We start from the raw sequence: 1,568 nt of genomic DNA on the forward strand, positions 1-1,568 counted from the left end.
GCAAGCATCCGTTCGATGGTAGACGCGTCGAACACGTCGGTGGCAAAGGTCAGCGCGGCCGAAATGCCCTCCCCGTGCTCGAACACTTCCATCGACAGGTCGAACTGTGCGGTGCGGCTGTCCCACTGAAGTTCCTGCACCTGCAAACCCTGCAACTGCTTGAGCGCTTGCCCGTCCGCGCCCTGGGCCTGGTAGTTGAACAGCACCTGGAACAGCGGGCTGCGCCCCAGGTTGCGCCCAGGCTGCAGCGCCTCCACCAGTTGTTCGAACGGCAGGTCCTGATGCGCATGGGCCTGCAACGTGGCCTGGCGTACCTGCCCCAGCACTTCGGTGAACGGCTGCTGCCCGCTCACCTGTGCCTTGAGCACCAGGGTGTTGACGAAGAAGCCAATCAGGCGCTCGGTCTCCAGGCGGTTGCGGTTGGCCACCGGTACCCCGACACGGATGTCCGCCTGGCCACTGTAGCGGTGCAGCAATACCTGGAACGAGGCCAGCAGCAGCATGAACGGTGTCACGCCCTGCTGGCGTGCCAGCTGCATCAGCCCCTTGGCCAGCCCGGCCTCCAGCAGCACATCGCGCCGGGCGCCTTCGTGGCTGCGCTGGTGGGGATGAGCGCGGTCGGTGGGCAACTGCAGGGTCGGCTGCTCGCCGCCCAGCTGCTCGATCCAGTAGGCCAGTTGACGCTCGCGCTCGCCGGCCTCCAGCCACTGGCGCTGCCATTGGGCAAAGTCGGCGTACTGGATCGGCAACGCCGGCAACTGCACCTCGCGCCCTTCGCTGTAGCCCGCATACAGGGTGATCAGCTCGTCGACCATCACCTGCATCGACCAGCCATCGGAGACGATATGGTGCTGGGTGAGGATCAGCACATGGTCCTCGGCCGCCAGTTGCAACAGTTTGACCCGCAGCAGCGGCCCCTGGTCGAGGGCAAACAGGCGACTGCTTTCGGTTTCGACGCAGGCCTGGATCTGCGCGGCCTGGTCGAGAGTGGCGGGCGCTACCTGCAGATCGATGGCAAGCTCGACGTGGGCATCGATGACTTGCCGGGGCTGTGCATCCACCTGCACGAATCGGGTACGCAGCGACTCATGGCGCTCGGTCAGCGCATCGAAGCTGCGCTGCAACGCCGCTACGTTCAACCGCCCGCGCAAACGCAGCGCGGCCGGCAGATGATAGGCGCTGCTCTGTGGCTCCAGCTGCCACAGGAACCATTGGCGTTCCTGTGCATAGGACAGCGGCAAGGGCTGCCCGCGCTCGACCGCCATCAGCGGCAACTCATCGATACGCCGGGACGGACTCAATGCGCCCACGAAATCTGCCAGGCGACTGTGCTCGAACAGCGTGCGCAATGCCACATCGAAGCCCAGTACCTGACGCACCCGCGAAATCACCTGGGTGGCCAGCAGCGAGTGGCCGCCCAGCTCGAAGAAATCATCGTTCAAGCCGATGCGCTCGCAGTCGAGCATCTGCTGCCAGATGCCAGCGATCTGTTGCTCCAGCTCGCTCTGCGGTGCCACGTACTCGGTCTGCAGCAGGCTCGCATCGGGCGCCGGCAAGGCACGCCGGTC

The 1,568-nt window shown here is 65.4% G+C and carries 1 protein-coding gene; it reads right to left on the minus strand.

What is annotated here, in order from left to right; translation table 11 throughout:
- Positions 1–1,568: condensation domain-containing protein (locus KUO17_RS26380; protein WP_255263818.1), on the minus strand; the 1,568-nt coding region annotated here is incomplete at both ends.

Origin of the sequence: Pseudomonas aegrilactucae (genome assembly GCF_019168305.1) — a bacterium.
GTDB classification, from domain to species: domain Bacteria; phylum Pseudomonadota; class Gammaproteobacteria; order Pseudomonadales; family Pseudomonadaceae; genus Aquipseudomonas; species Aquipseudomonas aegrilactucae.